A 23742-nucleotide genomic window follows, 5' to 3' on the forward strand; every position below is an offset into this window, starting at 1 on the left:
GGGAACGCCCACCGGTTGATGCGACCGGTGGGCGTTCCGCAGTGGTCGTTCGGTCAGCGGGCGGTGGCGTTCTTGCCAACGTCCTCCGGCTTCACCCCGGGCGGGGTCTGCTGCCAGCCTCCCGGCGTCAGGTACAGGTCCGCCGTGTAGATCGGGCCGATGGCCGGCGGCGGCGGGACCTCGCCTCGGGCGATCTGCCCGAGCATCTCGTCGGTGATGCCCATCTTGTCGACGAACTCCCGAGTCAGGCTCGGGGCCTTCGCCAGCGCCGCCGCGAACAGCTTGTCGCCGCCCGCATCCGGCGTCACACCAGGGGTGACCTCTGCCGGGATCCGGTCGGGGTCGACACCCGGGACGACGAGACCGGTCGCGCCGACGGTGTCCTCACCGTGCACGCCCTTCAGGCCGTCGCTCGGGTTGTCCTCGAACGGCCGTCCGCTGCGCGGGTCGACCGGCACATCGCCCGGCTTGGTCGAAAACGGCGCCGACTGGCCCTCTGTGACGGTGATGTCGCCACGAACCGGTGCGGCGATCACGGATGCGTCGCCCGCAATCCGCTGGTCGCCGCCGGACTGGGCCGCCCCCGCGCCGGGGTTCTGCGTCTTCGCCGCGCGGGCCGAGGACGAACCTGCCGCCTCAGCCTTGCTGGCCGCTGCGGCACCCGCCTTGTTCGGGTCGCTGGTTGCCATGATTCACTCTCCGATCAGGTGGTCAGGGTCAGGACGCGGAACGCGCCGGCCGTCGAAACGTCGGCGCCGACCCGCCAGAAGGCGTACCAGGCACCCTGGCCGGTGGGGCGACGGTTCGCGCCGAGAACCACCGGGTCGTAGACCACGGACATGCCGATGCGGTCGACGATGTAGTACTGGCGCATGTCACCGAACGCCAGCACCTTGGCGGCGTTCGCGAACGCGCCGACCACCGAGGTTGACTCCAGCAGCGGCTTACCGAGCAGCGTCGGCACGTCGCCGTTGTCGTTGACGATGGACGTAGTCGAGCCGGTGAACGACGGCACGTTGCGCAGCGCGTTGATGGTGGTCAGGTTCGCCAGCCAGACGTTGTTCGCCCGCGGGCCGCGCCAGCGGGCCGGCAGGGCACCCATCAGCGAGTAGACCGATGCGGCGGTCGGACCGGTCGCAGCCGTACCAGCAGCGGCGGCGAGGGTGGTACCGCGGGCCAGGACACCCCACGGTTGGCCGGTGCCGGTGCCGACCGCGAACGCCGACTCCTCCAGCCGGTCCTTGGCGTCGGCGAGCAGCTCGGGCAGCTGCTGCGCGATGTCGGAGTCGCCGAGCACCTCGTAGGAGCCGAACAGGTACGCGTCGGCCTTCTGCGGGGTGATCTTCAGCTGACCGACGGTCGGGCTGGCGTCGGCGGCCTCGATGCCCTCCGCGGTCCACTCGGCGCTGACACCGGCGCTGGTGACGCCGTTCCAGTCGTTCGTGGCCGTGGTCTTGATCGTGGCGTACGCCCGGTAGGGGTTCGCCGACCCGTTGTTCGTCAGGATGATCGTCGGGTCGAGGGTGAACGGCACCAGGTAGCCGCCGTTCGCCGGGGTCAGCGACAGCGCCGCCCGAGACGACATGCCACCCGGATCCTCCATGTACGACTGGAACGCCGCCAGGTACTCGGGGGTGCTGGTGATCAGCATCTGTCGGGCCACCGCGGTACCGAACCGGGCGCCGGTCTTCTCGACCAGCTTCGTGGCCTGCTCCGCGCCGTCATGGGCGAGCGCCCAATGGTCACTTCGGGCGGCGTACTGCTCGATGGCGGCGACCGCGCGGGCGCGGACGTCAGCCGGCTCGACCAGTCCACCGCGAACGGCGTCGAGGTTCTCGTACGGGTTACGGATCGACCGCCGCCGACCCAGCTCAGGGGCGCCGCGCTCAGAGATGCTGCGCTCGGTGCGCGGCTCGTCGGCGGGCTCGTCGCGGTTCGCCTCGACCAGCGACGCGCGCTGCACACGGGCGATGCGCTCCTCACGCTCGGCCAGGGGCTTCAGTTCCTCGGCGAGCAGGTCGGACTCGGCGAGCAGGTCGTCGAGGCGCTGGTGCGCCGTCTCGTCGGCCTCGCCGTTCTGGTCGAGCTTCTCCAGGGTTGCCAGGTCAGACCGGATGGAGTCCATCCGGGTGCGGATCTCATCCGCGCGCTTGAGGCCCATGAGGGCTACTCCCATCCTCGGGTAAGTCGAGCAGCGCGGATGCGCGTGCTCAGGGGGACAGACCGAGCGGAGGGCCGCGAGGGCGAGTCTTCGGTCGCTTCGACGGTGTCCGGGACTTCCGGAGGGTCGACATGATCCAGACTGTCCGGGTCCACCTCGGCGAGGGGAGGGGTCAGCCGGTCGAGCTGGTCGAGCAGCGCCTGCCGCCGCTCGGCAGGGGCGGTAAGGAGAGCGCCGAGCACCTGCTGCGCTCGGACACCGGTGATGGCAGCTCCGGCAAATGCCGGGAACGGCGTTGGCCCAAACTCACGCATCATCACCTCAAGACGGGTGACGGTGCGCAGTCTCCCGCCCGCGCCGGCCCGGTACTGCTGACCAGGCCGCAACTGTGGGTCCGACTTGACGAAGCGCCCGCCGTACGACTGGGCTTTCACCGCGCCCATGCGGATGGCTTCGAGAACCTCGTCCGCAAGCTCGGAGTTGCCATACTCGCTGATCGTGAGCACGCCTCGCGCGTCTACCCGCACCTCCTTCGAGACGCCGATCGGCACCGAGCCGCGATCGCTGGGCGTGCCAGCAATCGTCATGCCGTGGTTGTAGACCACCGGAAACCCGGCGCCCTGGTGCCGCGAGATAGTGCGGTTGAACGCCGACCGATGATTCACCTCGAAGTAGTGCCCGTCGGCGTCGATGATTTCCGCCGGCTCGTCGAAGATGGCCGCGTACGCCTCGACGGTGCGGCCGGTACCACCAGAGCGGATCCGGATGTCATCGAGCGCGACAGCGCGGATGAAGTCGCTCACGGTGTGCCTCCCGCTTCCAGTGCCGTCTGTGAACTGATCGGTCGAGCCGGTGGCGTCGCGCCCGGTGCCTGGAGTTGCACCGACAACATGCCGGTGTGCCGGAGCATGGTCATGTCCTCGGCCTCAACGGCGGCGATGACGGTTTTCGGATCGAAGCCCCCGTCGACCAGCTGACGGATCGTCGCCGCCTTGATCTGCTCGATCTCGGCGGCGTCTTTGCGATCCTCTTGCAGGAACGAGATGTCCCGCTCGTCGAACCACAGCTCGGCGCCCGATGGCGCGGGGACGATGTTCGCCAGAGCCGCGCAGGCGCCACGCCACAGTGGGCGCAGTGTGCGGTCGGCGACCAGGCGCTTCGCGGCGTTGAAGTTGCCGGCGTTGAGGCTGCTGCCCGCCATACCCTCCGACAGCGCCGCAACCACCGGGTGGACGCCCGACGCAGCAGCGATGCGCGTCTCCCCAGCACCCTGGGTGGCCTTGAAGTCCAGCTGCGCCAGATCCTTGCCGACCACGTTGACCGATGCGCCGCCGCCGAGGACCAGCGTGCGGTAGGCGTTGCTCACTCCGCGGTGCCCGGCGTCGAGCTTGGCGACGAAGTCCTTGAACGCCTCCGGCTTGACCTCGGCGCCGAGGGTCACGACCATCTGCGGGGTCGCCCCGTTGGTGAAGAACGCCAGCTTGTGGGCCGTTGCGGACCGGTCAGCCTGGATCTCCGACAGGATCGGCGTCAGCCACGAGACGCCCCGGTAGGCGGCCAGCGGATCGGGGTTCGGCGCGAAGTGAGCGACCTCATCGGCCAGCAACGGAATCGCCGCTCGACCAGAGCCCTGACCGCCGGGGTGGTACATAACGCCCAGGAAGTCGGCGTCCATCGCGACGTTCGCCTCGTCAGGCGCGTCCTGCGAGCCCATGACGATCGTCACCCAGTCCGGGCGTAGCCGCATGAGCCTGTCGGGCCGCTCTTCTGGGCGGGCCACGAACGCGGATCCGCCGAAGTCAGCATCCTGCAACATCCGGGCCAGCAGGTCACCAGTCGTACCACCCGGCCAGGGGCGCTCCAGGATGCTCAGATCGTCGGTGCCGAACAGGTCACCCGGTCGACCCTTGCGCAACTGCCGCCACTGGAAGCGCGCCTCGGAGAACAAAGCGATCCGGGTCAGCTCGCAGGCGAACACGATGGCGTTGGCCTTGTACGCCTGGCTGACCAGGTTGGTGAAGTCGGAGCCGATGCCCTCTTCGTTCGGGCGCCACGACGACAGCGGGTAGCCCCAGTACTGGTTGCCCTGGAAGCCGTGCAGCTCATCGTGCCGCGTCGCGAGCAATCGGCCTGCGGCACGCAGGAGGTTCGTCACCTGAACCGCGCCCCCTCCTGCTCGACCGGCTCCGGCTCGTCGACGTCGTAGAGCAGCACGGCGGCGGCGACCACCCCGACGCCGGCAGCCACAAGACCCCAGCCAAGACCGAGCGCCAGCCCGATCCCAACGGCGACCAGGAGGACCCCGATCGAATAGGCGAGCCGTGCCCGCATGACACGGCTGATCCGCCGTCTCGGGTTGCGCTTCACAGCCACGCTCCCCACGGTTCGCTGGTAGTCGGGCGGTGCACCCGCGGTGTCGAATGGCCGAACAAGGCCAGCGACACCGCGGCGGCTGTGGTTACGTCCACGGCCAGGTCGCGGCGCGCCCATGCCCACGAACCGCCCACGTCCCGCTTCACCGCGCCGGCCACCGCGTCGTCGAGTTCCTTCTGACCGAGGTGGTGCACATCCCGGCCTGCCAGGTCCCGACCAGCCACGCCGTCGTACAGCAACTGGCAGCCGGTAACCACGTCAGCCACGTTCGCCTTATGCACTGTCAGGCCAGCCTCTTCGGCCTCTTCAGCCAGTGCCTTGTCATCAATGACCAGCACCGATGGCTCGTGCCGCTCCAGCTCCTTGAGTCGGGCGACCACCCAGCGCACGCCGGGCCGGTAGTCCAGAACCTGGCCGTTGCCGGCCACCTCGACATGCCGACCGCCGCCAAGCCTCGCGCCGGCCAGGCCAATCGCCGCGTACGACCGGTCCGGCGGGACGTAAACGCCGATGGCCGGTCTGCCCTCCAGTTGCGAGAGCGGGTCCCGCTTCGCGTCCCACTCGGGCTCACCGATCACCTGCCACGTGGGCACCTCATTGCCAGACCAGCGCGGCCAGATCCCGCAGCGCTCACGGGCGAAGTCCTCGGGCGACATCGCCCTGTTCTCGCGGGCGATGTGCTCACGGCTGATGCGGATCTCCTTGGCCGGATTCGTCGCGGCCCAGTTCACCTCGTCGCCCAGGTCGATCCCGTCAAGGTTGTCGAGGTCGCCACTGAGGCCCCAGTCGCGGTAGCCGAGCGCCTCGTCTTGCACCCAGTCAGGCGTGTCCTTCGGGCGGGGAGCGGTCCCGTCGCCGCGCAGCCGTAGCGCGAACATCACCTCGCCGCTTGCCGCGGTCAACGGCGGGCTCGACGCGTAGATGATCTGCGGGTTCGGGCGCGCCGACATGGTGGGCATCAGCGCTGCCTGCTGCGTTGGGGTGTAGGCGAACGTCTCGTCGATGATGTTGACGTCGCCGGAGAAGCCCCGGCCGCTGCCCTTGCTGCGGGCAATGAACTTCAGGCGCTGTCCGGTGTCGAGCCGCTCCAACCCCTCGTCGCCGTTCTGGTTGATGACCTTCACCAGCGACCCGTCAACCTCAAACAGGGTTTCGCTTACCCGTTCACCAATCTGGCCGAGCAGCCACTGGATGCGCCGGAACGCCTCCATCGCGGTCTTGACCTCGTGAGCGCTCCACATGATCAGGCGCTCGTCGAGCGCGAACAGGCCGGCCATCGCACGGGCTTCGAGGATGCCGCCCTTGCCGTTCTGGCGCGGGCACCACTCGGCGTACTCGAAGCAGGCCCACTTGCCGTCCGGGCGGATGCCGAGCATCACGTCCAAGGCGTCGGCCTGCCAGCCGTCCATGACCTGCCCGCAGCGGGCCATCAGCTCGACCGCGTCTGGGCCGAACGTGTCCACGTACGGCGGATGGGTGCTAACCCGCGGCGTTGCGGCGCCGTGCAGCGATGCGGTCGGCGATGTCAGTAACACCGGCGCCGCCTCTCTTGCCGCTTGACGGGGCGGCCGGTCGGCCACGTCCACCGGCGCGGCCCGCAGCTGTGCTTCGTGACGTGCGTAGCTCGGCCAGCAGCGCCTTGAGCGCTACCTGCTGCTGCCGGGCCTCCGACAGCACGTTGTTGACGACCACCGACACGATCGACCCGTCGTCGTTCAGTGACCGGAACCGCATCCACGCGTCCTCGTCGCCCCGCAGGATCCGATCGAGGGTGTCCAGCCGGTCGGCGGTGCGGCACGCCTCTTCGAGCAGCACCCGCTCGGCCGGCTTAAGTGCCGCGCCGTCGTCGGTGCACTGCTTCCAGAGGCGCCGCCCCCGCGTCCCGAGCTGCGGCGCCTTCGGGTCCACGGCTGGCTTTGTCACAGCCGGCGTGACGGCCGGCGTGACTGATTCTGTGACTGTCACGGCGTCACAGCGACCCCCGACGCAAAGCGAGTGGTCACCAGCGCGGTGGGCCCGCGACTTGCGTTGCCGCTCAGCTGCCGGGGTGCCCACAAGCCGCCTCCAAGATCCAGTGCCGGGGGGAGAGACGCCTGACGGAAGGCGAAGGGTCATGGAGGGTCACTCTGCGTGCCGGGGGTGCCCCCCTACCCTCACCCACCGTCACCATCTGCGCGAGTTGGTCGCGTTGGGCTTCGGTTTACGCTTCGCTCGCGTGCGTGTGCGTGCACGGCGCTGCTGGCCTATCTCCTGGCCAGCTCGGCAGTTGCATGACGCATGGGCGAGGCGGCGCACTGTGCCTGGTCCACCACCACCGAGGGCGATGGGTGGGTAGTGGTCGTAGTGCAACCGCATGGCTGTGGTCATGGGTTGGTGGCAGAACGGGCAGGGCAGTGTGCCTGCCTGGCGCAGGTGGGCGAGGGCCTTGGCCCTGGCCTGCTGGTGCTCCCACCCGTAGCCTCGCTGGGTGGTGGTGGCCATGCCATGCCCCCTCAGCGTGATGCCCCCGGGTTTGTTGCGCCCCCCGCTGTGCGGTGCGGGCAGGCTGTCCGCCACAGTCAGCCTGTCCGCTATCCCGCCCCCGGGTACGACGAAGCCCCGCCATCTCGGGGGAAACGGCGGGGCTTCGGAGTCGTGTGGCGCTATCGCATTTCAGCCACCCTAAGAATCGGGGTGTGAACGATCAGTGTCAAGCTGGCGCGCTGGCGGTGCCAGCCGATCTATCAGGCGGAACGAGCAGAGGCCGACCACGACGACGACGGATGCGCCTACCCAGTCCGGCCAGTCCGTTAGCCGCCAGGCAGCCGTCAAGGCAGCCATGAACACCCAGCCCCCTGTGAAGCACCAGCGGCCGAACGTCGCGGTACTCACGCGGCCACCGCCGCCCACACCCGCTCCGCGTAGTCACGCAGCTCCTTCAGGTCGTACAGGGTCCGGCCTCGCTCATCCTTCCCGCACCGGTTGATGCGCGGCTGGTACGCCTCGTTGCGTTCCGCCTTGCGCGCCTCCAACGACGCCCACTTCCGCAGCAACGCCGGATCCACCGGCCGGTGGTGCCGCAGCGCCAGGTCGGCCGCCGCCGCGTACGCGTCCACCGTGGCCGTCACCTCGCCCACGATCTGCCGCTGCCACCACTCCACGGTCTCGTCGGTGCCGCAGCCGGCGCACTGGATCAGCAGTTGCTCACCGTGCTGGTACACCCGCGTCCCGCATACGGACTCCACGCCGTCGAGGTCGCGGACGATGAGCGGGCAGTCCCCGATGTACAACCGGTCCGAGCCGGCCGGGTAGGCGAGACGTCGGGTGCGCGGGTCGGAGGCGATGTCCCGCAGATCCCGGGCGTGCTCGTCAGCAGCGGGGTGCGCGGCCAGCCAGACGGTGTGTGTGGCGATGTACGCGCTCAGGGCGGATGCGTACCCCACCCCGACCCGAATGCGCCGTGGCGGGCCAATAAAGCCCTCCGGCAGCGTCTCCGTGCGCCACTCCCACGGGATGACGATGCCTCGCTCTTCGGAGATGAACCGGACCAGTGCGGTGAGGGTGCTGTAGATGGCGTCCCGAGCCTCCATGACGCCGCTGTCGGGGATGGGCGCGCCGGTGCTGGACGTCGACACCCGCTCACCGCCGCGACCGCCCGGCATCAGGGTGAGCGCCAGGTCGTCGTACAGCACGGCGGCGGTGCGGGCGTCCTCGGCGAGACGACGGGTGTCCACCTCGCACAGGCGAAGCCCGTCGGCGGCCAGGCGGGGCAGGCAGCCATGGCAGTCCGGGTCGGTGCAGTCGTCGGTGTGGTGGTGCGGCATGCCGCAGTGCGCGGCGACGCAGAGGATCGTCATGGTTCGGGTCCCCCCTTGTAGGCTGGCCGGTGATCAGTGCGGGCGTCCTACGGGGTGTCCGGGGTGGGCCAGCATCGGCGAGGTGCTGGCCCACCGTCGTTTACGGGGTCACCGGCACCAGCGGTGCGAACAGGCCAGCCCGCGTGTGGGTGGCGAGGTGCTTGAGGTCGGCGTCGCTGTCGCGTCGCAGCTGCTCGTACGCGTCCTGCGCGGTGGTCATGATCTCGTCGGGCACGCAGTGCAGGTACGTCCCGATGCGGACGCCGTTGCGAGACGCGCTGACCATCGGCTCGATGCCGTGCAGGTCCGCGAGTGCGTCGGCGTCGTAGTACCAGCGGACGACGGTGCCATCTCCGATGGTTGGTGTGACGGTGACGATCATGTCGTTGTCCTCCTCGTTGGTGCCGCTCAGCGCGGCGCGGTGGTGTCGTCGGTCAGGTGACGGGCTACGAAGTCAGCCGCGTCGGCGAATCCGTAGGCGTACGTGTAGCCCTTGCCGTCCTGCTCCTCAGACCGCGCGGCCTCGACCCGTATCTCGGCGGCCACCTGCCGACGGATCGCCGACTCGGCCCGCTCCAGCAGGTCGGCGGTCTCGGTGAAGCCCAGCGCCCGCACCTTGCCGGGCTTGCCCTGCCGCTCCAGCCGGATCGCCTCGGCGAGCGCCTCGTCGCAGGCGACGATCAGCGACAGGCGGAGGGTCTTCACCGGGTCTTCGGGGTCGGCGTTGTCGCGGATCTCGCGGTAGCGCTGCATGTCGTCCATGGGTGTCTCCTTCACAGGCCGATGCCGGCGGCGGGGTTCTTCCGCCAGCGGTCCACTTCCTCCAGGTAGCCGAACAGCGCGGCGGAGCCCTCCTTCCAGCCGCCGTGCCGGGCGATCCGGACCAGGTCGGCGTCGGGGGCGGAGTACGCGGCGGTGGCGAACCCGCGCCGCAGCGAGTGCCCCGAGTACGCCTGCGCGGCGTCCAGGCCGGCGGCCTCGGCGGCGCGGCGGACGATCGCGGCGACGGTTTCGCCGGTGATGCGCCCGTCGGGGTCGCCTTTGCCGGTGGCGACGTGCCCGAGGCGGCCGTGCCGGTCGATGCGCAGGAACAGCGGCCCGGTGTCGCGTCCGTGGTGGGCGAGGGCTTCCCGCCACTGGGCCACGCTGCGCACGGGACAGGTGGCGATGTTGGAGCCGTACGGCACGGCGACGATCCGTCCGGTGCCGTCCTTGTCGGTCTTGGACAGGCGCACGGTGACCTGGATGCCCTCGGGGTGGGGTTCGAGGTCGGTCAGGTTGAGGGCGGCGATCTCGCTGCGGCGGGCTCCCATGGCGAAGCCGAGGACGATGATGGCGCGGTCGCGGACACCGACGAGGGTGGCCGGGTCGAGGGTGGCGACCATGGCGCGTAGGGCGTCGAGGGTGAGGGCGGGTGCCCGTTTGGTGGTGCCGCCGGTGCGGGCGTAGCGGCGTCGGTAGCCGCGCAGGACCTCCCGGGCTCCGCGCCGGTCGGGCTCACCGTGGCCGGCGGTCTGGTGGGCTTTGGTGATGGCGGCCATGGCTTTGCCGATGCTGGATGGTGCGAGGTCGCGGCCGGCGAGGTGCGCGGCGTATTGGGCGAGGGTTTGGGCGGTGGCGGGTAGTGGGGTGCGTTGTTCGGTGTCGCACCAGCGGGTGAAGCGGTTCCACTCTTCGCGGTAGGCGCGGCGGGTGCTGGGTGGGGTGGCTTCGTCGATGAGGGCCCAGGCGTCGTCGGAGAGGTGGGTGTCGCGGGTGGCGGGTGCCCAGTCGACCGGGGTCAGGTCGCTCACGGCTGGGCCTCGGCGTTGTCCCAGTACCAGCGCAGGAAGACCTCGGCCACCTCGGCGGGCAGGACGTGCTCGTACGGCTTCTTGCCAGTCGTGAAGATGACGACCGTCCTGCCGTCGGTACGTAGGTCGATACAGCCGTCGAACGTCTTCGTGTCCGGGTCCGAGGTCCGCGCGTACCCGGCGAACGCCAGCGCGTCGTACAGGCCGGGTGCGGTCCAGGTGCTGACCTCGTCGCCCTCGTCGATCTCATCGACGGTGTCGTTGGCAAAGACGATGAAGCCTCGGCCCTTCAGCGCGTCCGCCTTGGCCTCCTCCGCTTGGTGTGACTCGGCCACCCATGCGAGAAATCGCATCCGCGTGTCGTAGTTGGCGGCGGCGAACAACCAGTCCCGCTCGGCACGTACCTGCTTCAGTTCGCTGTTGCGGCTGCCGTCGGTCGTCATGTCGATCTCTCTTTCTGGTCCTTGGGAATGTCAGCTCTCACGAACGAGGGCTGGAGGCACCGTTGCGTGCCTCCAAGTAGGTGATCGCCGCGCGCAGAATCTCCGGCGAGTCCTTGGCGCAGCCGATGGCGATGTTGCAGTCCTGGCAGAGCAGCCCGCGCACTTGGCCGGAGCCGTGGCAGTGATCCACCACCAGTCGGAACGGCTGGGCGGCCGGCTGCCCGTCGAGGCGAGGACGCCCCGACCGCAGGACCGGAAGGTCGCACTCGTGGATGCCGCAGATAGCGCAGCAGTAGTCCTGCTCCTCCCGCAGGCGGTCGTACTCGGCCGGGCGGATCCGATACCGCCGCCAGAGGTGCGTCACACGAGCTGGTGACCACCCGTCGCGCGCTTCACGGGCTGCGACGTTCGTCCGCTCACGGCATTGCCCGCACTGTGCGCGATGGCCCGCAGAGCGGAAGTCGTCCGCCGGGCGGAGCTTTCTGCATGTCGGGCACGTCCGCGCGACTACGTCGGTCACGTCGATCTCCATTCGTCAGTTATCGCGATGCAGGGCGGCCTTGGCGGTGTTGGGGTGGAGGGTGGCGAGGTAGGCGGCGGTGAGCTGGGCGAGGTGGTCGCCCAGCTCGTGCCGCACGGCGACGTCAGTGGTCACGGCTGACTCAGGAGCGCGCGGGCGACCCGCACCGCCGGGTCGAGGCAGGTGCACTGGTCGACCGGCCCCCCGCAGACGGAGTGGAAGTCGATCGGCGGGTGCGGGCCGCACGGGATGCTGCCAGCGCAGCAGTTCGGGCACTCCGGGCTGTCGTCGCGGTCGGTGTCGTAGTTCTCGGCGACCTGCTCCAGCAACTCGGCCAGCGAGTCACCCAAGCGGCCGAGCACCCATGAACCGCCCTGCGGTCGGGGTCCGCCACGGGCGGCGGTGGCGGCAGCACACACCAACTCGATGTTGGACATGTCGGCGACCGGAGTCGTGATGGCTGTGGTGGGCATGTCGATCTCTCCTTTAGTGATCGTCTTGTCTGTGGATCTCACGGGTTAATGGGAGTTAACCGGTGTGCTGGGCCTCGGCCAGAGCAGCCCGATAGGCGGCACGGGCTACGGCTTCCTGCGCGCTGCCGATGACGGTGGCGCGGACCAAACGGGCGATGGCTCCGCACACGTCGTGCACGTCGCTGCTCGGGTTGAGCACCCGGCCTTGGACGGTGAGAACCGTCAGGACGCGCTCGGCGGCGGCGACGTTCGTCTCTCCCGCCTCGGCGGAGCGGCGCAGTTCGTCAGAGAGCAGCAGGACCAGCGAAGGGTCCGGCTCCACGACGGTTGGATTCGGCTCGGTCATCTCTGTTTCCTTCTCTAGATCCATCTGTAGGGGCAGAACGCTGCTTTTAGGGGCATGGGTCGTTGGAGTCAGCACCGGGTGATCTCGGTGTCGCTGTCGTCCGGGTGGACCCAGAACGAGCAGCCCGCGCTTTGGACCTGGATCGCCCCGCGCGCGCTGACCGCCGTTACCACCGCTCCACGAAAGTTGATGTTCACGGTGTCGTCGATCTCGTACCTCGCCTCGGCCGCCTTCACCTCTTCGTAGGTGCGGGCGTGCGCCCATGGGTGGACGCATTCGTTCGGGTAGTCGGGGCAAGCGCGGTCGGGCTTCACGACGCCTCCTGTGCGGGCAGGTCGATGGTGTGGGTGCCGGCGTGCCGTCCGGCCTGGCCCGGCACCAAGGCCACGTCCGGGAAGTCGTCCAGCACAATCGGCGGGGTCGGCCCGGCGGGGATCGGGTGGGAGTCCCAACCGCAGCCGGGGCAGCGCCCACCGTCCGCGCCGTGCCATTCGTGGGCGCAGGGCGCGGGCATCTCTGGCCACGCCGCCTTGCCCAGGGCGGTCACCTGGTGCTCCAGCAGCGGGCCGAGCGGCATCCCGAGGTGCGCGTAGCCCATGGCCATGAGGCCGGCGGCGTCGGCTTCGTCATGGCCGCCGTCGAACCAGGCGAACCAGTCGGCGATGGTGGCCTTGACGTCGTCCTTGCTGGCGAACGCGTCGCCGGTGACGAACTGCTTAAGCACGGACGGCGAGACAACGGCGTACGGGACCTCCCAGTGCCAGAGGGAGTCGCGGACCATCCAGGACAAGCCGGCTTGCTGCCGGTCGGTGTCGTGGGCGTCAAACGCGAGACCTTCCATGACGACCAGGTCGGCGCATCCGAGGTAGGCGCTCATCGGCTGACGGATGGTGCGGAGCCGGTGGTGCCGGTAGGCGTCGCGCAGTTGCCGGTCGCGGGTCTTGTCCTTGCGGTCGCGGAAGGCGGCGCCGCGCTTGACGGGCTCGATGGTGTCGGTCCAGCCGTTGCCGGCAACGCCGGTGCACGTGAGTGAAAGGTCGAGGCCGAGCACCTTGGGGGCGGTCACGGCTTCACCTCGGTGGTGGCCTTCGCGGGGAACAGCTTGACGAGCGCGTCGTGCAGCGCGTGGTAGGTGTCGCCGTCCATGGCTCCCTCTCCGGCGTAGAAGATCAGCGCGCCCTTGATGACCGCCTGGGTCTCGTCGGCGGTGAGGGCAAGCAGCGGCGCGTGGTGTTCGGCGGTCTGGGTCGGCTGGGTCATGGCGGGCTCCTCAGGGCTTGGGGCGGACGAGTGGGTTGGTGGTGTTGGCGCGGCTGAGGCGGTCGAGGACGGCGCGGCGGCGGGCGGCCGGGTCGGTGTCTTGCGCTGCGAGCCGGTCGAGGAACTGCTCGGCAAGAGGACCGACGGGCTCGGGGTCCGTGGGGTGGACATCCGGGCTGGGGGGTGGACAGGTGGACATGTCCACCCCCGACCCCTCGCGGTTTCGCCTCGCGCGCGTCACGTAGTCAGGGGTTTTTTTGTTAGTTGATCTTTCTTTATAGAGGTCAGGGCCCATGTGGCTCTCCGTAGTCATTTCGTCACTCATTTCCGCGATCCCCGATTTCGGCCTCTGGAGCCCCTTTTTCGCCCCCAGGGGGTGGACACGTGTCCACCTGTCCACCCCCCCTGTCCACGCGTGCCGGACCGGGCTTGACGAAGCGGTCTTCATCGATGACTGCCCACCGCAGCGCCTCGGCGTGAGATAGACCGGGCTCGAACCAATCGCGGTCCCGGGCCGGCAGGAGCTTGCGCAACTTCCCCTTCGCGATCGGGCCCTTCTCGCGGACCTTGTCGCAGATCCAGGCCGCCACCCGCTCCACCGTCGAGTCGACGCCACGCTCGGCCAGGCGGATCGCTACGGCCTCCTGCCGCCGCTTCTCCAGCTGCGCCTGTCGGGTCATCTCGGCCTCCTGCCGGCCGAACTCGATGAGCCGGTCACGGACGGCGCACGACGTGGCCCAGATCAGTCCGCCGAGCTCCCAGTCCTCCCAGGTGACCTCGAACCGCTCATCGAGCAGAGCCAGGAGGGCGGCGAGCTTGCAGCGCATCAGCGGCACGTGCGAGTCGAGCTCGTCGACGACCACCTCGCCGCGCTGGCGGGCCAACTGCTCCCGCCGCAGCTGCGCCCGCAGGTCCGGCGGGAACGTGACGACCGGGTTGATGTCGCGGACCAGGTCGCCGCCGAGGGTGAGCCGCGTCGGGTCGGGCAGCGGCACCGGCTCGTCGGGGATGTGCGGGTCGATCGCCGACAGCCACAGGAACCGCTGCGGGGTGCCCGGCCCACCGTCGGCGAGCAGATCCTGAGCGACTTTCGGCTGGTAGCCGATGAGCATGCCCATCGCGTACGAGCCGTCCGGCAGGAAGCGGGTGTTCTCCTCGCGGGCGTTGGCCTGCCCGAGTGCCCCACCAGTCCAGGCGGTGCGGATCGCCATGCCGACGGTGGTCCCCTGGCGCTCCTTCATCATCTTGGTGAGGGTCTGGCCCTCGTCGGCGTAGAAGAACGCGTTGTGCCGGACCTGGGCGCGGACCTTCTCCGTCTTCGGTTCGCCCTTGCGGTCGAGCTCGCCGGTCTCCTGTTGGATCCAGCCCATGTACGCCTCGGCCATACCCTCGCCGGTGCCGAGGCCGATGCCGTCGCGGTACAGCTCCGGGTCTGGGGTGCCGTCGAGGCGGGCCAGGTAGCGGGGCGGCAGGATCAGTCGGGTGGCGGTGCGCATCGCCTCGGTCTTGCCGGCGCCGGACGGGCCGATGAGGTTGACGAAGGTGTTGAGCGAGCCGGTGGGGCCGCGGCCGGAGTCGAACTTGATGTGGTGGTGGACCATCGCCGAGGCGCGGGCCAGCAGCGATCCGAGGACGGCGTCGGCGGAGGTGACGGACGCCCAGGCGGCTTCGCGGATGTGCTTGAACAGGGGCCGGCTGCTCCAGAACGCGTCGGGCAGATTGACCAGCGGCACGGTGGTGGCGCCGGAGTTGAGTGCCTGCTGGGCGACCTCGGCGGCGGGCTCGAACTCTTCCCAGCCTTCGGGCCAGAGCTCGCCGTCGTACTCGCTGACGGGCAGGTCCATGTCTACGGTGGTCACGCCGCCACCCGGAGTTCGCGCACCGGGCGGCCGGTCTCCCAGTCGACGCCGCGGCTGCCGCCGGGGAAGTCACCGGCGCGGGGCACGGCTCGGTCGGCGGCCCGGCGGGCGTCGCGTCGCTTGACGGCCTCGTTGTGCCACCAGAGGGCGTCGGCGGCGGTGAGGTTGCCGGGTACGCCGTCGCGGGCCTTGCGCCTGGGTCCGCTAAACGCGTACCGCAGCCCTTCCCAGACCTCGGCGAGGGTGCGTTCTTCGCCGTCGTCGTTTCCGTTGATGTAGCCGGCCTGGTAGGCGAGGTTCCACAGCGCGGGGTCGTCGGACGGTCCGTCGGCGGTGGCTACGCCCATCTGGAAAGCGAGGGCGGTGAGGTAGGCGACCTGCGTGAGCGTGAACGTCTCCTGTCCGCTGGTGAGGGCGGCGACAGCGCGCTGGGCGGTGTCCTGGTACGGCAGGGCGCGGACCTCGTCGGCGCTTGGGGTGGTGCTGGTCATCAGGTCCCCCCTGTTGGTCGTGGTGGTCGTGGTGTGGGGCCCTGCCGCGACGTGAGCGCGGGCGTCCCGGCCGGTTCCGGTGTCAGGGCGGGCCGTCATCAGGCGGCCTGGGTGGTGCGGCGGGTGCCGGTGCGGATGCGTGGGGCGATGGATGGGGGCCGCGAGCAGGCGGGGATGCCGTTGTCGAGGCGCACCTTGGTGATGGAGTTGGTGGCCCGGCTGGGGCTGCGCGCGGTGCGCTGGTCGTTGGCGCCGGGCCAGCGCAGGAGGTGGCCGATCTCGGCGTCGGTGAGGGTCTTGGCGAGCCGGCGCACGGTTTCGATGAGGTCGGGTCGGTGCATGGCGATCTGCGCGTAGGTGAGCCGGCCCTCGCACGCTTGGCCGACGGTGGTCTCGTCGTAGTCGTCGCTGCGCTTGGTGTCGCCGAGGTTGGGTTGCTCGTTCGGGTCGTCGATGTCGTCCCAGGCGAGCGGTGGCGGTGACCCGAAGTACTTCGCCCGGCGGCGTGCGGCTTCGCTCGGGCCGGGGATCAGGCAGTACTCGTCGAACACCGCCTTGACCCTGTCGCGGGTGGTGGTGAGGACCCGCTCGCTTTCGAGCCACTGGTTGATGACCCACGTGCTGACCCCGAGCAGCCGGGCGAGGTGCGGGCGGGTGTAGCCGATGGCCCCGAGCGCGCGCAGCCGGCGGCGGGTGCCGACGCTGGGCACGGTCCAGCCTTCGGGGGCGGGTCCGGTGACGCCGAGCAGGGTGGCGGCCATGAGCGCGGTGACGCCCCGTGCGCGCCGGCCGCGCCGGATGTCGCTGATGGCGCCCTGATCGACGCCGGCCTTCTCGGCGATCTGGCGCAGCGTCCACCCGGCGGTGAGCAGGGACTCGATGTGCGCGGCGACCGGGCCGGTGGGGGTGAGTGGCTGCCAGGTGCCGGCGCTGAGTTGGCGGCGGCGCTGGCGGTTGTACCAGGCGTCCCGGGCTCGGCAGGCGGGGCAGCCAGCCTGACGGGCTGCGGGGTGCAGCCGGCAGGTCGGCGGCATCCGGTCCTTCACGGTCCGATGCGGGGTGACGGTCGAGCGATGAGCGGTCGCGGTGGCCATGGCTCACGCACCCGCAGGGGCGTAGTCGTCAGCGGTGACCCGAGCCGGCGGGAACGCCTCGTCCTGGCTGATGTCCCCGCGGCGCAGCGAGCCGAACAGCACGTCGAGTTGCGCGAACTCCTCGCCCGTCCAGTCGGCTCGCTTGACGCCGACCTTCTGCTCCAACTGCTCGAGGGTGATCCCGCGCCGCTCGAACGCCTTGATCGCCGTGCCGATCTTCTGGGCCAGGTCCGGACCGCTGGGGCTGGCCAGCGTCTTCTGGCACAACTCCTGCGCCTCCTCGGTGAACCAGGTGGGCAAGATGGCGAAGATGGCCTCACGGACGCGGCGTGCGCCCTGGTTGGCGTTGTTCTCGTAGATGTCGCGCAGGTCGGTGATGTCTTTGGCCCCGCCGCGGGTGTCCTTCTTGTGCGGGACGATGAAGATCGAGGCGCTGCGGGTGTTGGTCTCGACGTCCCACGCGAACGCCTGCATCTCGCTGATGCCGGCGGCGTCGTCGCGGCGCAGCTCAGCGATGCCGTACTGGATGTTTCCCCAGCATCGGGCGAGGTCCCGGGCGAGGTGGATGGACGGCCCCGAGACGGTCTGCCCGGCGCGCGGGAAGTTGAAGAACGCGCGCGACGCCAGCGCCGGCTGCCCGCAGGAGCGGCGCATGTCGGCCAGCGCCCGGTCGATGTCACGGGGCATCTGCTTCGCGGCGACGACGGCGGCCTGAACTTCGGCGACGGCCCTGGACTGCTCGATGGCGGTGGCCTGGCCGAGGTGCGCCGGGGTGGGGATGGCGGGCGCGGTGATGCGGTCGATGGCGTTGGTCACCAGATCTCCTTGGTGTGCTGGCGCTCCACCCACGCGGGCAGGGCGATGAGTTCGATGTCGTTGCTGTAGCCGGGCCACTCGTCGGCGCGGACGCACTCGGCGTAGATGCCGAGGGCCTGCGCGTTGAGGTCGCGGCCGATGCGTCGGGCGACCGGATCCAGCTGCACGACGGTGATGAGGTACGGGGCCTCGGTCTCCTGGAAGACGAGGACGAACGCGGGGTCGTCGGCGAGGCCGAGCCGTACGGCACCGTCGCCGTAGTGGGCGTCCTGCTGGAAGTAGCCGAAGCTGTTGACGGTCCGGCGGATGGTCTCCGGGTCGGCGCAGGTCGTGGTCTTGTAGTCGACGATGAGTCGGCGCCGGCCGGGCACGGCGTGGCGGAGGAAGTCGTAGCGGGCGCGGCACCACACGCCGGTGGCCTGGTCGATCCAGAACGCGGACACCTCCGCCTGCCCAGCCTCGGGCGCGAGCAGCGGCCCGGCGATGGGGTGCCGGCGCACGGCGGCGGCCATGTCGACCACACGCTCGTGGTCGGACTCCAGCAGCGGTACCTTGCCCGCAGCGTGCGCGGCGGCCTTCGCCTCCTTGGCGGCCTTGGTGCGCCAGTCCGGGGCCTCCACCACGACCAGTTCGGCGCCGGTCCCGAGCACCTTCAGGTGTGCGGCGTGGCCAAGGTCGAATGCGTCCTTGGGCGCCTGCCCGTAGTCGAGCCAGTGCCGGAACTTGGCCGGGCAGGACGGCGGCAGCAGCTTCCGGGCGCCGGTCGATGACAGGCTGCCGCCGGGAACCGGGTCAGCGTGGTAGACGTCCTCGGGCATACCCGGGTATAGGCCGGGCTCGGTGACGATGACCTCGGTGGTGGTCATGACGCCGGCCTCTGCTTGCGCTTCGAGGCGACCTTCTTGTCCTTGCCGACCAGCCCGGCCGCTTCGTCCTCGGCGTACTGGCGGTCGGCGTGGTCCTTGCAGAGCAGCAGCTCCCCGTCACTGGTGACCCGCCGCCGCTTGGCGCTGCGGATGTCGACCGGCCCGGCGCCGCGCTGCTCGTGGGTGACGAGCACGCAGTGCTGGCACTGGACGCGCTTGACGGGGTTGTAGCTGGCCCACTGGACGCCGTCGACCTTGCGCGGCGGGGCGACCTCAACGGGCACGGGCGGCCCGAAAAGGGTGATCTGTTCGATGGCGGTCATGCGGCCTTGCTCCCGTTCTTGAGTGCGGCGGCGCGGGCCAGCACGGTGCGCATGGCCGGCGGCCGGTAGGAGTGGTCTTTCGCCGCGTGCTGGAGGCGTGGCACCTGGCAGCGCGCGCAGCCCATGGGCGTGGTCTTGCCGCGTCCGGCCCGCTCGGCGCTGAGCCGCTTGCCGTCGGGGTGGTGCTCGTCGAACCACGCCTTGCGCTCTCCGCCGGTCATCCCGGCCCGTACGCCCTCGAAGTCCCGCTGGTCGATCGAGTCGATGAAGCACTCGCGCTGGACGGGGCAGCCGCCGCACTGGCGCTTGGCGCGGGCCCTGTCCTCGGCGTCGTGGTCGGGGTACATGACGTCGGGATCGACGGGCCGGGTGACGCAGTGCCCCCGCAGCCGCCAGTTGGCGTCGAGCGGCAGGGCCAGTCGGGTCAGGGTCGCCGCGCTCACTTCACCCGCCCCCGCTCGCTCAGCTTCGCGACGGCCTTGGCGAGTGCGTCGACCAGTTCCTTGCTGGACGGCAACTGCCCGCCCTGCTTGGCCTTGGCCTGAAGTGCACTCAGGTGCTCGCCGATCTCGTGCAGTCCGCTCACGCAGGTGAGGCGGGACTTGTCGTAGGCGGCGGCGCGCTGGTCGAAGTGGTGGACCTGCTTCTCCAGGTCGGCGATGACCTTGCCGTGCTCGGTGCAGTCCAGCGCCCGGTCACCGGCGGCCCGGACCTGGCGGTCCTTGTCGACCTGCTCGGCGGCGACCTGCCCCTTGAGCCGGAGGATCTCCTTGGCCATGTCGACGACCTCGGGCATCGGAGCCCCAGCGGCGAGCAGCGCGCGAGCGGCCTTACGCGGCCCGGCGCCCAGAGCGTTGAGGGTGGTGCTCGGTCCGTCGTAGCGCTCGCTGCGCGGGTCGATGTGCTCCCCGCCCAAGTGCGCCGGCTCGGTCGCGCAGGCGGTGCGCTGGCAGGTCTTGTCGGGTCCGTATTCGTTCGTCACTGGTCCTCCTCCCCCGTGGTGGTGGTCTGGTCGTCGATGGCCGCCCCGTCGGCGGCCCACTGCTGGATCTCGTCGTCGGTGGCGACGCCCGCCGGTTGGGTCCACGCCCCGGTGGGCTTGATGTCGCGGGGTGCCCAGAAGCCGGTGTCTTGGTCGACGTCGGCGTGCACGGCCTCGGTGGTGCGGGTGGCGAGTTGCAGGGCGGCGGGGGTGAGGAGGTGTCCGGGGTCGACGGGGCGAACGTTGCCGGGGCGGTGCCGTCCGCCGGTGCTGGTCTGCCGGTCGAGTCCGATCCACTGGGTGAGGCGTTGCCGCCAGGTGGCCGGTGGGGTGGGGTTGGTGGCCCAGGCGTGGACGGTGCCGTCGTGGAGGTCGTAGCTCACGACGCCACCGCCTGGGTGCGGTCGATCTCGTAGGCGTCGTAGGCATCGACCAGTGCCATGCCCTCGTCGTCGAGGCCGACCGTTTGGACGTCGCTGGATTCGCGCCACACCCTCACGGCCTCGACGACTGCCTTCAGGTCGTCGCGCTGCTGCCGTACCCGGGCGTTCTCGGAGACGAGCCGGCCGTTCTCGTTGGCGAGGTTGGCGGCCTGCTCGCGGGACTTGGCGAGGGCGGCGGTGGTCTCGTTGAGGTCGACGATGGCTTTCGCTAAGACCTTGATGAGTCCATCCCGGTCCGCGACCAGCTCGGCGACCTTGGTCGGGATCTCGTAGGCGTAGTGCACATCCGGGTCCGTGAGGTCCATGCCCAGCGCCTTGGCGGCACCGTCGAGGAGGTCGCTGTTGAGGTCTCGCTGCGCGCGGGTCTCGGCCAGCTCGGCGCTGTCCCGCTCGGTGCGGCTGTCGGTCAACTGGGTGTGCAGCTCGTCGACCTTGGCGAGCAACCCGGCGGCGGCATTGGCGAGCTGGTGCGCGACGTAGGCCTTGGCCCCGCCTGTGGTGGTTGCGTAGTCATCGACCCAGCGGCGGGCCTCGGGGAAGGTGTCGGTCACGGCTTGTCTCCGTTCGTGCGGGCGGCCTGGGCGCAGATGGCCTCGGCCAGCGCCTCGTAGTCGCAGCAGGGGTCGGGGCGGGTGAAGGGTGCGGTGACGACGGCGGCGATGGCGTCGAGGGCCATCCGCAGGCGGGTCACGCGACCCTCCGCAGGTGCTTGCGGCCGGCGAGCCGGTCGAGGGCTGGCAACCAGCGCTCGCGGTGCTCGTCGGCGACCATCCGGCCGTGCAGGATGGCCGGGTAGTCGTCGCCGGGGATGGCCAGCAGCGCCGCGTACTGGGTGTGCAGCTCTGAGCTGAGCGTCTGAAGGTCGGCGGTGATGCTGCGGTTGGCGCGGCGCTCGCCGATGACTTCGCCGACGTAGACGGCTGCGGCGATGACCAGGGCGAGGGCGGCTACGGCGAGGATGAGGCGGGCCATCACGCGGCCTCCTCTGCGACGATCAGGTCGAGCAGCGGCAGCTCGATGACGGCAGGCACCTTCTCGGCAGGAACCTCGGTGTGGCCCTGTTCGCGGCAGGTGCGGGCGATCAGATCCCGGTTGGACTTGACCAACTGCCGCCACCGCTCGTATCGGGAGCGGTGGTTGTCGTGGATTCCGGCGGTCGTCGTGTCGTGTCGGGCGCCTGATCCGTAGGTGAACCCGAGTCGGGGCAGAACCTGGGACGGCCGGCTGTCGAGCCACCGGTCTCTGGCGTCCTGGCAGGGGCGGCAGACCGGCGGGAGTGGTGTGGTCATCACGCCACCGCCGCGGTCAGGACAGCGCGGGTGAGCTTCGGCGGGGCGGCGTTGCCAACCTGGAGCAGCTGCGCGCTTTTGCCGCCCTGAAACGGGAAGTCGGCGGGGAAGGTCTGCAAGGTGGCGACCTCATCGACCGTGACCTTGCGGGTCTCCTCGCCCCGCTCCCATCGGCACCTGTTGGCGCTGCCGAGAAGCGTCAGGGAAGGTCGGTCGATCCGGCGCTCGATGACCCGGCCTTCCCATGACTGACCAGACCGCAACTTCCACACGAAGCCACCCGGCTCGGTACCACCGGCGGCCGCGCGGACCGTGAATGCCGGCGCGTCGATCGACCGGCCGGGGCGCTCCCCGTGCCGCTCGACCATGCCCCGGCCCATGCGCTTGACTGCCTCGACGGGCGCGTCCTGCCAGCCGAGGGCGTCGGCCATGCTGACCCACTTCGCGACGCCCGGGTCGAGCCGGTCCGGCGTGCGGGAGTGGTACCGCGAGTGCGTCGGTGTCGGCAGGGCGGCAGGCTGGCCATCGCGCCGGGCGAGCAGAAACGCCCGCTTGCGGGTCTGCGGAACCCCGTACTGCTCGGCGTGCAGGTAGCCCGCGGCGGCCGAGTAGCCGGCGGTCCGGAGCACGTCCGCGCAGGCCTGCCACACGGGCAGCACCGGCGGGACCTGCTCCCAGGCGATGAACGTCGGGCGCATCGCCAGCGCCACCCGCAGCGGCTCCAGCACCAGGGCGGTGCGCTCGTCGCCGGTCAGGTCGGCCAGCTCGGCGAACGCGGGCCGCTCCCCGAGGGCGTAGCGGCGCACCCCGTGCAGCACCGCGTCCAACGCCCGACGTCCCGCGCCCAGGCCAGCGGCGCTGAACGACTGACACGGCGGCGAGGCGATCAGCGCGTCGTACTCGCCGGGCATCGGGTCGACGTCGCGTACGTCGTCGGCGATGGTCTTCAGCCCGGCAGCGGCGCGGGTGGCCTTGGCGTCGGTGGAGATTTCCACTCCGTCGACGTCCCATCCGAGGCCGTGTGCGGCGATGTCCCAGCCGCCGGGGCCGGCGAAGAGGTCGAGAGAGCGCATCACGCCACCTGCCCGATGCTCTTGCCGGTGGTCCACTCGATCTCGGCTTCACCGCGCCGGCACTCGTTGATCAGCTCGTCGAGGCTCAGCGTGTCCAGCCATGCCGTGTAGCCGGCGGCGTCGGTGACGGTGGGGCCGATGCGGCTGGGCAGCGGGTTGTCGGCGGTGGGTTTGGGTTGCGGGGTGGGCCGGGGTGCGGGGGTGGCTCCGGGCCGGTCGACGATGACGCTGATGCTGCCGAGGTCGATCACGACGCACCGCCCTCGGTGTCACGCGCGGCCCAGTAGGCGGCGGTGTCGAAGCCGATGACCCTCTCTTCGCAGACACCGTGTTCGTTCCACGCGCGGACCACGATCAGGTCGTCGCGGGCCGGACCGGAGTCGCCGTCCATGCCGCCGTTGATCGTCAGTCGGATCATGTTGCGGCGCTTGTGCCAGTGGTCGGTTGTGTCCTTGCCGGCGTGGTACCTCTTCCACGCCTCGGCCTCGGTGGCGTTGCCGTCGGAGGCGTAGGCGGAGAACCCGAAGCCGGTGAGTAGGCCGGGTCGGAGGTAGACGCCGAAGTAGCGGCCGGTGTCGTCGCCGCCCTCGACGATTCCGCCGTTGCGGGCCTTGGTGTCGAGGGTGCAGCCGACGAGCAGCTCGGGGGCGCTGGTGGTGTAGGTGTACCGCTGGGTCATGGAGATCCGGCGGTCGTACGACAGGAGCTTGCGGACGCGGGCGGCGAGCAGGGTGATGGTGTCGAGGGCGACCATCGTGTCGAGGTGCCGCTGGTTGAGGATGCGATCGGTGTGGCTCATCGCCGTGCCTCCCATCGGGTGGGCGGGGCCATCGCGGAGACCAGGGCCGCGTGGGCGGTGTCGATGTCGTGGGCCACGGCCTGCCGGAACTCGACCTCCTTGCAGACCAGCTCCCGGTGGGTGGCGGCACTGGACCCGGTCCGGTCCGCCCAGTACGCCTCGGTGGCGGTGACCTGCTCGTCGGTGGCGTCGGCCAGGGCTTGGCGGAAGTTGTCGAAGCCGGCGGCGCGGATCACGGCGCTCATCGGGTCACCTCGGCGGCGGCCTTCGGCCAGAACTTCGACCGCAGCCGCGACAACCCGAAGTCGACAACCCGGGCCTGCTCGGCGGTGGGGAACGGGCCCTGCCACTGGTCGCCGAAGTGGCGGCGCATCTGGGCGGTGGCCTCATCACGGGTGCCACGCACCTTCGTGAAGCGGAAGTCGAGCGGCTCCCCCGTGCCGGGGAAGGTGTGGTTCTCCCCGAAGGTGAAGAACCAGGTCTGCGGTTCCATCGGGTAACC

At 70.3% G+C, this 23742-nt stretch carries 37 protein-coding genes; all 37 read right to left on the minus strand.

Going from position 1 to position 23742, the window contains the following annotated elements:
- Positions 1-53: 53 nt before the first annotated feature.
- The 37 genes from IF46_RS0106000 to IF46_RS0106180 all read right to left on the minus strand — a co-directional run bounded on the left by IF46_RS0106000 (position 54) and on the right by IF46_RS0106180 (position 23733).
- Positions 54-689 carry a hypothetical protein gene (locus IF46_RS0106000; RefSeq protein ID WP_030487273.1) on the minus strand — a complete coding sequence of 212 codons (636 nt, stop codon included), beginning with the start codon at positions 687-689 and terminating at the stop codon, positions 54-56.
- 14 nt (positions 690-703) lie between these two features.
- Positions 704-2161: a phage major capsid protein gene (locus tag IF46_RS0106005; protein WP_051723708.1), complete on the minus strand. Its 1458-nt coding sequence runs from the start codon at positions 2159-2161 to the stop codon at positions 704-706.
- A gap of 5 nt (positions 2162-2166) precedes the next feature.
- Positions 2167-2964: an HK97 family phage prohead protease gene (locus tag IF46_RS0106010; protein ID WP_030487275.1), complete on the minus strand. Its 798-nt coding sequence runs from the start codon at positions 2962-2964 to the stop codon at positions 2167-2169.
- Positions 2961-4316, minus strand: a complete 1356-nt coding sequence (locus IF46_RS0106015) for a phage portal protein (protein WP_051723709.1) — start codon at positions 4314-4316, stop codon at positions 2961-2963. Before IF46_RS0106015 ends, IF46_RS0106010 begins: the two co-directional genes overlap by 4 nt.
- A complete protein-coding gene (locus IF46_RS34255) occupies positions 4313-4534 on the minus strand; it encodes a hypothetical protein (RefSeq protein WP_157562675.1) in 222 nt (73 codons plus the stop codon). Before IF46_RS34255 ends, IF46_RS0106015 begins: the two co-directional genes overlap by 4 nt.
- Positions 4525-5997, minus strand: coding sequence for a hypothetical protein (locus tag IF46_RS0106025; RefSeq protein ID WP_051723710.1), 1473 nt, complete (start codon positions 5995-5997; stop codon positions 4525-4527). The genes IF46_RS34255 and IF46_RS0106025 overlap by 10 nt, the downstream gene beginning before the upstream one ends.
- Before the next feature lie 16 nt (positions 5998-6013).
- Positions 6014-6442 (minus strand): hypothetical protein, encoded by a 429-nt coding sequence (locus IF46_RS32280; RefSeq protein ID WP_051723711.1) that lies wholly within the window; start codon positions 6440-6442, stop codon positions 6014-6016.
- A gap of 959 nt (positions 6443-7401) precedes the next feature.
- Complete coding sequence (locus tag IF46_RS0106035) at positions 7402-8370, minus strand: hypothetical protein (RefSeq protein ID WP_030487280.1); 969 nt, start codon at positions 8368-8370, stop codon at positions 7402-7404.
- A gap of 100 nt (positions 8371-8470) precedes the next feature.
- Complete coding sequence (locus IF46_RS0106040) at positions 8471-8752, minus strand: hypothetical protein (RefSeq protein ID WP_030487281.1); 282 nt, start codon at positions 8750-8752, stop codon at positions 8471-8473.
- A 26-nt stretch (positions 8753-8778) separates the two neighbouring features.
- A complete protein-coding gene (locus IF46_RS0106045; RefSeq protein WP_030487282.1) occupies positions 8779-9132 on the minus strand; it encodes a hypothetical protein in 354 nt (117 codons plus the stop codon).
- Between the two features lie 11 nt (positions 9133-9143).
- Entirely contained in the window at positions 9144-10163 is a 1020-nt protein-coding gene (locus IF46_RS0106050; RefSeq protein WP_030487283.1) for a site-specific integrase, read from the minus strand.
- Complete coding sequence (locus IF46_RS0106055; protein WP_030487284.1) at positions 10160-10606, minus strand: hypothetical protein; 447 nt, start codon at positions 10604-10606, stop codon at positions 10160-10162. Before IF46_RS0106055 ends, IF46_RS0106050 begins: the two co-directional genes overlap by 4 nt.
- 37 nt (positions 10607-10643) lie before the next feature.
- Positions 10644-10970 (minus strand): endonuclease VII domain-containing protein, encoded by a 327-nt coding sequence (locus IF46_RS33135; RefSeq protein ID WP_051723712.1) that lies wholly within the window; start codon positions 10968-10970, stop codon positions 10644-10646.
- 287 nt (positions 10971-11257) lie between these two features.
- Positions 11258-11599 carry a hypothetical protein gene (locus IF46_RS0106070; RefSeq protein WP_030487286.1) on the minus strand — a complete coding sequence of 114 codons (342 nt, stop codon included), beginning with the start codon at positions 11597-11599 and terminating at the stop codon, positions 11258-11260.
- 55 nt (positions 11600-11654) lie between these two features.
- Positions 11655-11945, minus strand: coding sequence for a hypothetical protein (locus IF46_RS0106075; protein WP_030487287.1), 291 nt, complete (start codon positions 11943-11945; stop codon positions 11655-11657).
- Between the two features lie 68 nt (positions 11946-12013).
- Entirely contained in the window at positions 12014-12259 is a 246-nt protein-coding gene (locus IF46_RS0106080) for a hypothetical protein (RefSeq protein ID WP_030487288.1), read from the minus strand.
- On the minus strand, positions 12256-13011 hold the full coding sequence (locus tag IF46_RS0106085; protein WP_051723713.1) for a hypothetical protein: 756 nt from the start codon (positions 13009-13011) through the stop codon (positions 12256-12258). Before IF46_RS0106085 ends, IF46_RS0106080 begins: the two co-directional genes overlap by 4 nt.
- Complete coding sequence (locus IF46_RS0106090; protein ID WP_030487290.1) at positions 13008-13205, minus strand: hypothetical protein; 198 nt, start codon at positions 13203-13205, stop codon at positions 13008-13010. Before IF46_RS0106090 ends, IF46_RS0106085 begins: the two co-directional genes overlap by 4 nt.
- 10 nt (positions 13206-13215) lie before the next feature.
- Entirely contained in the window at positions 13216-13410 is a 195-nt protein-coding gene (locus IF46_RS34260; RefSeq protein WP_157562678.1) for a hypothetical protein, read from the minus strand.
- Between the two features lie 112 nt (positions 13411-13522).
- A complete protein-coding gene (locus tag IF46_RS0106095) occupies positions 13523-15064 on the minus strand; it encodes a hypothetical protein (RefSeq protein ID WP_030487291.1) in 1542 nt (513 codons plus the stop codon).
- A complete protein-coding gene (locus tag IF46_RS0106100; protein ID WP_157562680.1) occupies positions 15061-15555 on the minus strand; it encodes a hypothetical protein in 495 nt (164 codons plus the stop codon). Before IF46_RS0106100 ends, IF46_RS0106095 begins: the two co-directional genes overlap by 4 nt.
- A 98-nt stretch (positions 15556-15653) precedes the next feature.
- On the minus strand, positions 15654-16649 hold the full coding sequence (locus tag IF46_RS0106105) for a helix-turn-helix domain-containing protein (RefSeq protein ID WP_030487293.1): 996 nt from the start codon (positions 16647-16649) through the stop codon (positions 15654-15656).
- Positions 16650-16652: 3 nt separating this feature from the next.
- A complete protein-coding gene (locus IF46_RS0106110) occupies positions 16653-17465 on the minus strand; it encodes a hypothetical protein (RefSeq protein ID WP_036391237.1) in 813 nt (270 codons plus the stop codon).
- On the minus strand, positions 17462-18331 hold the full coding sequence (locus IF46_RS0106115) for a PD-(D/E)XK nuclease-like domain-containing protein (RefSeq protein WP_030487295.1): 870 nt from the start codon (positions 18329-18331) through the stop codon (positions 17462-17464). The genes IF46_RS0106110 and IF46_RS0106115 overlap by 4 nt, the downstream gene beginning before the upstream one ends.
- The gene (locus IF46_RS0106120) at positions 18328-18654 is read right to left on the minus strand and encodes a hypothetical protein (protein WP_030487296.1); all 327 of its coding nucleotides are present in this window, start codon (positions 18652-18654) and stop codon (positions 18328-18330) included. The genes IF46_RS0106115 and IF46_RS0106120 overlap by 4 nt, the downstream gene beginning before the upstream one ends.
- Positions 18651-19097, minus strand: a complete 447-nt coding sequence (locus IF46_RS33140; protein ID WP_051723714.1) for a WhiB family transcriptional regulator — start codon at positions 19095-19097, stop codon at positions 18651-18653. The genes IF46_RS0106120 and IF46_RS33140 overlap by 4 nt, the downstream gene beginning before the upstream one ends.
- A complete protein-coding gene (locus tag IF46_RS34695; protein ID WP_051723715.1) occupies positions 19094-19636 on the minus strand; it encodes a hypothetical protein in 543 nt (180 codons plus the stop codon). The genes IF46_RS33140 and IF46_RS34695 overlap by 4 nt, the downstream gene beginning before the upstream one ends.
- Positions 19633-20019: a hypothetical protein gene (locus tag IF46_RS0106135; RefSeq protein WP_030487298.1), complete on the minus strand. Its 387-nt coding sequence runs from the start codon at positions 20017-20019 to the stop codon at positions 19633-19635. Before IF46_RS0106135 ends, IF46_RS34695 begins: the two co-directional genes overlap by 4 nt.
- Positions 20016-20630 carry a hypothetical protein gene (locus tag IF46_RS0106140; RefSeq protein ID WP_030487299.1) on the minus strand — a complete coding sequence of 205 codons (615 nt, stop codon included), beginning with the start codon at positions 20628-20630 and terminating at the stop codon, positions 20016-20018. Before IF46_RS0106140 ends, IF46_RS0106135 begins: the two co-directional genes overlap by 4 nt.
- Positions 20627-20770, minus strand: coding sequence for a hypothetical protein (locus tag IF46_RS34265; RefSeq protein WP_157562683.1), 144 nt, complete (start codon positions 20768-20770; stop codon positions 20627-20629). The genes IF46_RS0106140 and IF46_RS34265 overlap by 4 nt, the downstream gene beginning before the upstream one ends.
- On the minus strand, positions 20767-21051 hold the full coding sequence (locus tag IF46_RS0106150; protein ID WP_030487300.1) for a hypothetical protein: 285 nt from the start codon (positions 21049-21051) through the stop codon (positions 20767-20769). Before IF46_RS0106150 ends, IF46_RS34265 begins: the two co-directional genes overlap by 4 nt.
- Entirely contained in the window at positions 21051-21368 is a 318-nt protein-coding gene (locus IF46_RS0106155) for a hypothetical protein (RefSeq protein WP_157562685.1), read from the minus strand. The genes IF46_RS0106150 and IF46_RS0106155 overlap by 1 nt, the downstream gene beginning before the upstream one ends.
- A complete protein-coding gene (locus IF46_RS0106160) occupies positions 21368-22441 on the minus strand; it encodes a DNA cytosine methyltransferase (protein WP_084597812.1) in 1074 nt (357 codons plus the stop codon). Before IF46_RS0106160 ends, IF46_RS0106155 begins: the two co-directional genes overlap by 1 nt.
- On the minus strand, positions 22441-22692 hold the full coding sequence (locus IF46_RS0106165; protein ID WP_030487303.1) for a hypothetical protein: 252 nt from the start codon (positions 22690-22692) through the stop codon (positions 22441-22443). Before IF46_RS0106165 ends, IF46_RS0106160 begins: the two co-directional genes overlap by 1 nt.
- Positions 22689-23240, minus strand: a complete 552-nt coding sequence (locus tag IF46_RS0106170; RefSeq protein ID WP_030487304.1) for a hypothetical protein — start codon at positions 23238-23240, stop codon at positions 22689-22691. The genes IF46_RS0106165 and IF46_RS0106170 overlap by 4 nt, the downstream gene beginning before the upstream one ends.
- Positions 23237-23485: a hypothetical protein gene (locus tag IF46_RS0106175; RefSeq protein ID WP_030487305.1), complete on the minus strand. Its 249-nt coding sequence runs from the start codon at positions 23483-23485 to the stop codon at positions 23237-23239. The genes IF46_RS0106170 and IF46_RS0106175 overlap by 4 nt, the downstream gene beginning before the upstream one ends.
- Positions 23482-23733, minus strand: a complete 252-nt coding sequence (locus IF46_RS0106180; RefSeq protein ID WP_030487306.1) for a hypothetical protein — start codon at positions 23731-23733, stop codon at positions 23482-23484. Before IF46_RS0106180 ends, IF46_RS0106175 begins: the two co-directional genes overlap by 4 nt.
- Positions 23734-23742 lie beyond the last annotated feature (9 nt).

Source organism: Micromonospora chokoriensis (assembly GCF_000718555.1).
In the GTDB taxonomy this organism is placed as follows: Bacteria; Actinomycetota; Actinomycetes; order Mycobacteriales; family Micromonosporaceae; genus Micromonospora; species Micromonospora chokoriensis_B.

Coding starts and splice junctions, on each gene's coding strand:
- IF46_RS0106160 (WP_084597812.1), bottom strand. CDS start 22,441: ATGCGCTCTCTCGACCTCTTCGCCGGCCCCGGCGGCTGGGACATCGCC.
- IF46_RS0106055 (WP_030487284.1), bottom strand. CDS start 10,606: ATGACGACCGACGGCAGCCGCAACAGCGAACTGAAGCAGGTACGTGCC.
- IF46_RS0106090 (WP_030487290.1), bottom strand. CDS start 13,205: ATGACCCAGCCGACCCAGACCGCCGAACACCACGCGCCGCTGCTTGCC.
- IF46_RS0106155 (WP_157562685.1), bottom strand. CDS start 21,368: ATGACCACACCACTCCCGCCGGTCTGCCGCCCCTGCCAGGACGCCAGA.
- IF46_RS0106175 (WP_030487305.1), bottom strand. CDS start 23,485: ATGAGCGCCGTGATCCGCGCCGCCGGCTTCGACAACTTCCGCCAAGCC.
- IF46_RS0106105 (WP_030487293.1), bottom strand. CDS start 16,649: ATGGCCACCGCGACCGCTCATCGCTCGACCGTCACCCCGCATCGGACC.
- IF46_RS0106005 (WP_051723708.1), bottom strand. CDS start 2,161: ATGGGCCTCAAGCGCGCGGATGAGATCCGCACCCGGATGGACTCCATC.
- IF46_RS0106040 (WP_030487281.1), bottom strand. CDS start 8,752: ATGATCGTCACCGTCACACCAACCATCGGAGATGGCACCGTCGTCCGC.
- IF46_RS0106075 (WP_030487287.1), bottom strand. CDS start 11,945: ATGACCGAGCCGAATCCAACCGTCGTGGAGCCGGACCCTTCGCTGGTC.
- IF46_RS0106045 (WP_030487282.1), bottom strand. CDS start 9,132: ATGGACGACATGCAGCGCTACCGCGAGATCCGCGACAACGCCGACCCC.
- IF46_RS0106070 (WP_030487286.1), bottom strand. CDS start 11,599: ATGCCCACCACAGCCATCACGACTCCGGTCGCCGACATGTCCAACATC.
- IF46_RS0106100 (WP_157562680.1), bottom strand. CDS start 15,555: ATGACCAGCACCACCCCAAGCGCCGACGAGGTCCGCGCCCTGCCGTAC.
- IF46_RS0106035 (WP_030487280.1), bottom strand. CDS start 8,370: ATGACGATCCTCTGCGTCGCCGCGCACTGCGGCATGCCGCACCACCAC.
- IF46_RS0106180 (WP_030487306.1), bottom strand. CDS start 23,733: ATGGAACCGCAGACCTGGTTCTTCACCTTCGGGGAGAACCACACCTTC.
- IF46_RS0106120 (WP_030487296.1), bottom strand. CDS start 18,654: ATGACCGCCATCGAACAGATCACCCTTTTCGGGCCGCCCGTGCCCGTT.
- IF46_RS0106000 (WP_030487273.1), bottom strand. CDS start 689: ATGGCAACCAGCGACCCGAACAAGGCGGGTGCCGCAGCGGCCAGCAAG.
- IF46_RS0106150 (WP_030487300.1), bottom strand. CDS start 21,051: ATGGCCCGCCTCATCCTCGCCGTAGCCGCCCTCGCCCTGGTCATCGCC.
- IF46_RS0106115 (WP_030487295.1), bottom strand. CDS start 18,331: ATGACCACCACCGAGGTCATCGTCACCGAGCCCGGCCTATACCCGGGT.
- IF46_RS0106170 (WP_030487304.1), bottom strand. CDS start 23,240: ATGAGCCACACCGATCGCATCCTCAACCAGCGGCACCTCGACACGATG.